The sequence below is a fragment of the Pseudomonas batumici genome, from assembly GCF_000820515.1.
GTDB lineage: Bacteria > Pseudomonadota > Gammaproteobacteria > Pseudomonadales > Pseudomonadaceae > Aquipseudomonas > Aquipseudomonas batumici.
On the sequence record NZ_JXDG01000028.1, the window covers coordinates 1 to 5375 of the forward strand.

Here is a 5375-nt window from a genome sequence, read left to right on the forward strand (position 1 = left end):
CGGCGCCGGACGCCGATGCACTGATCCGTCGTGGCTACGAGGCGCCCCAGGGCGAAACCGAAATCGCCTTGGCGCAGATCTGGGCCGACTTGCTCAAGGTCGAGCAGGTCGGGCGCCATGATCACTTCTTCGAACTGGGCGGCCACTCGTTGCTGGCGGTCAGTCTGATCGGGCGCATGCGCCAGGTCGGCCTGAGTGCCGATGTCCAGGTGCTGTTCGGCCAGCCGACCCTGGCCGCGCTGGCCGCCGCCGTGGGCGGGGGCCGTGAAGTCAGCGTGCCGGCCAACCGGATTGCCGAAGGTTGCGAACGTATCACTCCGGATATGCTGCCGCTGGCCGATCTCGACCAGGCCGCCATCGACCGTATTGTCGCCAGCGTGCCGGGTGGCGTGGCGAATGTGCAGGATATCTACCCGCTGGCGCCGTTGCAGGAAGGCATCCTCTACCACCATCTGTCAGCCGTGGCCGGTGATCCCTATGTCCTGCACATGATGTTCACGGTGCAGGACCGTCAGCGCCTGGATGATTTTGCCCAGGCACTGCAACAGGTGATCGACCGTCATGACACCCTGCGCACCGCCGTGCTCTGGGAAGGCCTGGACGAACCGGTCCAGGTGGTTTGGCGCCAGGCTCGGCTGCAATGCGAAGCCGTGGAACTCGACTCGGGTGCCGGTGACGTGGCCGGCCAGCTCAAGGAGCGCTTTGACAGCCGTCACTCGCGTCTGGACGTCACCCGCGCGCCGCTGATGCAACTGGTGTTTGCCCGGGATGAAGCCGGGCAGCGCTGGGTGGCGATGCTGCGCTTCCATCATATGGCCCTGGACCATACGACCCTGGAGGTCGTCCGTCATGAAATCCAGGCGTACCTGCTGGGGCAGGCCGAACAACTGGGCAGCCCGGTGCCATACCGCAATTATGTGGCCCAGGCGCGCCTGGGCCTGAGCCGCGAGGAACACGAGGTGTTCTTCCGCGACATGCTGGGGGATGTCGACGAACCCACGCTACCGATCGGCCTGCGCGAGGTGCAGGGTGAAGGCCAGCAGATCGAGGAAGCCTCGCAGGTCCTGTCGCCGACCCTGAGCCTGCGCCTGAGAACCCGTGCCCGGCAGTTGGGGGTGAGTGCCGCCAGCCTGCATCACCTGGCCTGGGCGCGGGTGATGGGGGCTCTATCGGGCAAGTCGGACGTGGTCTTCGGCACCGTCCTGATGGGCCGGATGCAGGGCGGTGAAGGCTCCGAACGGGCGCTGGGGATGTTCATCAACACCTTGCCGCTGCGCGTCGCCGTGGGCGAGGAGGGTGTGCGCGCCGGGGTCAAGGCGACCCACGCGCGGCTGACCGCGCTGCTCGGCCATGAATATGCCTCCCTGGCCCTGGCCCAGCGTTGCAGCGGCGTGGCCGCACCGACGCCGCTGTTCAGCGGCCTGCTCAACTACCGGCACAGTGCCTCGGACAGTGTTTCCGAACAGGCCGTGCAGGCCTGGCAAGGCATTGAGATCCTCGGCAGCGAGGAGCGCAGCAACTACCCACTGACCCTGTCGGTGGATGACCTGGGTGAAGATTTCGCCCTGAGTGTCCTGGCTCCGGAGGTGATCGGCGCGCAACGGATCTGCGACTACATGCACACGGCCCTGGTCAATCTGGCCGATGCCCTGGAGCAGGCGCCGCTGACGCCGCTGTCCGCGCTGTCGGTAGTTCCGGCCGCCGAACAGCAGCAATTGCTCGAAGGTTTCAACCGCAGTTCCGCGCCTTATCCCGTCGACCTGACCATTGCCCGGCAATTCGAAGCCCAGGTTCTCGCGACCCCCGACGCGCTCGCGGTGGTCCACGAAGGCCAAAGCCTGAGCTATGCCGAGCTTAATCGTCAGGCCAACCAGCTGGCCCATCATCTGCGCGGCCTTGGCGTACAACCGGATGACCGCGTCGCTATCAGCGCCCGGCGCAGCCTAGACATGCTGGTCGGCCTGGTGGCGATCCTCAAGTCCGGCGCCGGTTATGTGCCGATCGATCCGTCTCATCCGGCGGAACGCCTGGCCTACCTGTTGCGCGATAGCGCCCCACGGGTGCTGTTGACCCAGGCCGACCTGCGTGAACGTCTTTCAACGGCGGATGTGCCGGTACTGCTGCTCGATGCCGAATCCCGCAGCGCCGCGGGTGTCGACACGCAGTCGGACAACAACCTGGATATCGCCGCGCTGACCCCGTCCAGCCTGGCTTATGTGATCTACACCTCGGGCTCCACCGGTGAGCCGAAGGGCGTGATGGTCGAGCACCGTCAGCTGTCCAACCTGGTGAGCTGGCACTGCCAGGCGTTCGCCCTGGAAGCGGGCAGCCAGACCTCCAGCGTCGCCGGCTTCGGCTTCGACGCGATGGCCTGGGAAGTCTGGCCGGCGCTGTGTGTCGGCGCCACCTTGCACCTGCCGCCGGCCAAGGCCGGCAGTGAAGATGTCGACGGCCTGCTGGCCTGGTGGCTGGCGCAACCTCTGGACGTCAGCTTCCTGCCGACACCGATTGCCGAATATGCCTTCAGCCAGTCGCTGCAGCACCCGACCCTGCGCACCCTGCTGATCGGCGGCGACCGCCTGCGACAGTTCCCCCAGGGCCAGCGCTTCGCCCTGATCAACAACTACGGCCCGACCGAAACCACGGTGGTGGCGACCTCCGGGCTGATCGACGAACACGCCGCGACGCTGCATATCGGCAAGCCGGTGGCCAATACCCGGGTCTATCTGCTCGACGAGCAGCTGCGTCCGGTACCGATGGGCGTGCCCGGCGAACTCTATATCGGTGGCGCGAGCGTGGCCCGCGGTTACCTGAACCGCGCGGCACTGACCGCCGAACGCTTCCTCAAGGACCCGTTCAGCGGCGAGCCCGAGGCGCGGATGTACAAGACCGGCGACCTGGCGCGCTGGCTGGCCGACGGCAATCTCGACTACCTGGGGCGTAACGACGACCAGGTGAAGATCCGTGGCCTGCGTATCGAACTGGGGGAAATCGAAACCCGCCTGGCCAGCCATCCGCAGATCCAGGAGGCCGTGGTCCTGGCCCGTGAAGATCACCCCGGCGACAAGCGCCTGGTGGCCTATTACAGCTCGGCCGACGCCACGCTGGAAATCGAAACCCTGCGTGCCTACCTGCAAACGCAACTGCCTGACTACATGGTACCGTCGGCCTATGTCGCCCTGGACAGTTTCCCGCTGACCGCCAACGGCAAGATCGACCGTCGGGCACTGCCGGCGCCGGATCTGGCGGCGCTGGTCAGCCGTGGCTACGAAGCGCCCCAGGGCGATATCGAAATCACCCTGGCGCGGCTCTGGGCCGATGTGCTCAAGGTCGAACGCGTCGGCCGGCATGACCATTTCTTCGAACTCGGTGGTCACTCGCTGCTGGCGGTCAACCTGATCGGGCGCATGCGCCAGGTCGGCCTGGCGGCGGATGTCCGCGTGTTGTTCGGCCAACCGACCCTGGCCTCCCTGGCAGCGTCCGTGGGCGCGGTCAGCGACCTGGCGGTTCCGGCCAATGCGATTGCCGCGGACTGCCAGCGCATCACCCCGGACATGCTGCCGCTGATCAGCCTGGACCAGGCCACTATCGACCGCGTCGTGGCCACGGTGCCCGGTGGCGCGGCGAATGTGCAGGACATCTACCCGCTGGCGCCGTTGCAGGAAGGCATTCTCTACCACCACCTGAGCGCCGAGCAGGGCGACCCCTATGTGCTGCAATCGCAGTTCGCCTTTGACAGCCGCGCCCGCCTGAACGATTTCGCCCACGCGCTGCAAGCGGTTATCGACCGGCATGACATCCTGCGCACCTCCATGCACTGGGAAAGCCTCGACGAGCCGTTGCAGGTGGTCTGGCGCCGTGCCGAGTTGAGCATCGAGGAAGTCCATCTGGATCCTCGCGTCGGCGATATCGCCGAGCAGTTGCAGGCGCTTTTCGATCCACGCCGGGTGCGCCTGGATGTCCGCCAGGCGCCGATGCTGCGCCTGGTCTTCGCCCTGGACACGGCCAACCAGCGCTGGCTGGCGACCTTGCTGTTCCACCATATGGTCCTCGACCACACCGCGCTGGACCAGGTGAAGCAGGAAATGCAGGCCTGGCTGCTGGGCCAGACCGATCAACTGGGCGTCTCCGTGCCCTATCGCAATTATGTCGCCCAGGCCCGCCTGGGGGTCAGCGAGCACGCCCACGAGGCGTTCTTCAGGGAAATGCTCGGCGATATAGACGAGCCGACGCTGCCGTTCGGCCTGCAGGATGTGCAGGGCGACGGCCATGCCATCGAACAGGCCCACCTGGCCCTGGACGCCGGTTTGAGCCAGCGTCTGCGGGTCCAGGCCCGTCAGTTTGGGGTCAGTGCCGCGAGCCTGGTGCACCTGGCGTTTGCCCAGGTGTTGGGGCAAGTCAGCGGGCGTGACCAGGTGGTGTTCGGTACCGTGCTGTTCGGCCGGATGCAGGCCGGCGAGGGCGCCGAACGGGCCCTGGGGATGTTTATCAATACCTTGCCGCTGCGGGTTGACCTGGGTGAACGGGAAGTCCGTGACGGGGTCAAGGCGACCCATGCGCGGCTGACCGCCTTGCTCGGGCATGAACACGCCTCCCTGGCCTTGGCCCAGCGTTGCAGCGGCGTGGTTGCACCGGCACCGCTGTTCAGCGCGTTGCTCAACTACCGCCACAGCAGCACGGTGGTGACCGAGCAAGGCCAGAGCGCCTGGCAAGGCATGCAGGCCCTGGTGGGCGAAGAGCGGACCAACTACCCGTTGACCGTCAACGTCGACGATCTGGGCGACGGTTTCTACTTCACCACGCTGGTGGCCGCGAGCATTGGTGCGCAGCGTCTTTGCGGTTACTTGCAGACGGCCCTGGACGGCTTGGTCCAGGCCCTGGAACAGGCGCCACAGACGCCATTGCATGCGCTGTCGATATTGCCGCCGGCCGAGCGCGAGCAGTTGCTCGAAGACTGGAACCAGTCAGGCAAGGCCTATGCTGCCGATGCATTGATCCATCAGCAATTCGAAGCCCGTGCCGAAGAGCGGCCGGAGGCCGTGGCGCTGGTGTATCAGGATGAAAGTCTGAGCTACGGCGAACTCAATGCCCGGGCCAACCAGGTTGCCCATCGCCTGCTGGCCTTGGGCGTGCGCCCGGACGATCGGGTGGCGATCTGCGTCGAGCGCGGCCCGGCGATGATCATTGGCCTGCTGGGTATCCTCAAGTCCGGCGCCGGTTATGTACCGCTGGACCCGGCCTATCCTCGCGAGCGTCTGGCCTACACCCTCGGTGACAGCGCTCCGGTGGCGTTGCTCAGCCAGCACTCGGTGCAGGAAGCCTTGCCGGCGGTGCAGGTGCCGGTCATCAATCTCGACGATGCGGATCTGCAGGAC

The 5375-nt window shown here is 66.3% G+C and carries 1 protein-coding gene; it reads left to right on the forward strand.

The features are described from left to right. The coding region (locus UCMB321_RS10930; RefSeq protein WP_040066411.1) for a non-ribosomal peptide synthetase at window positions 1-5375 on the forward strand (5375 nt) is incomplete at both ends.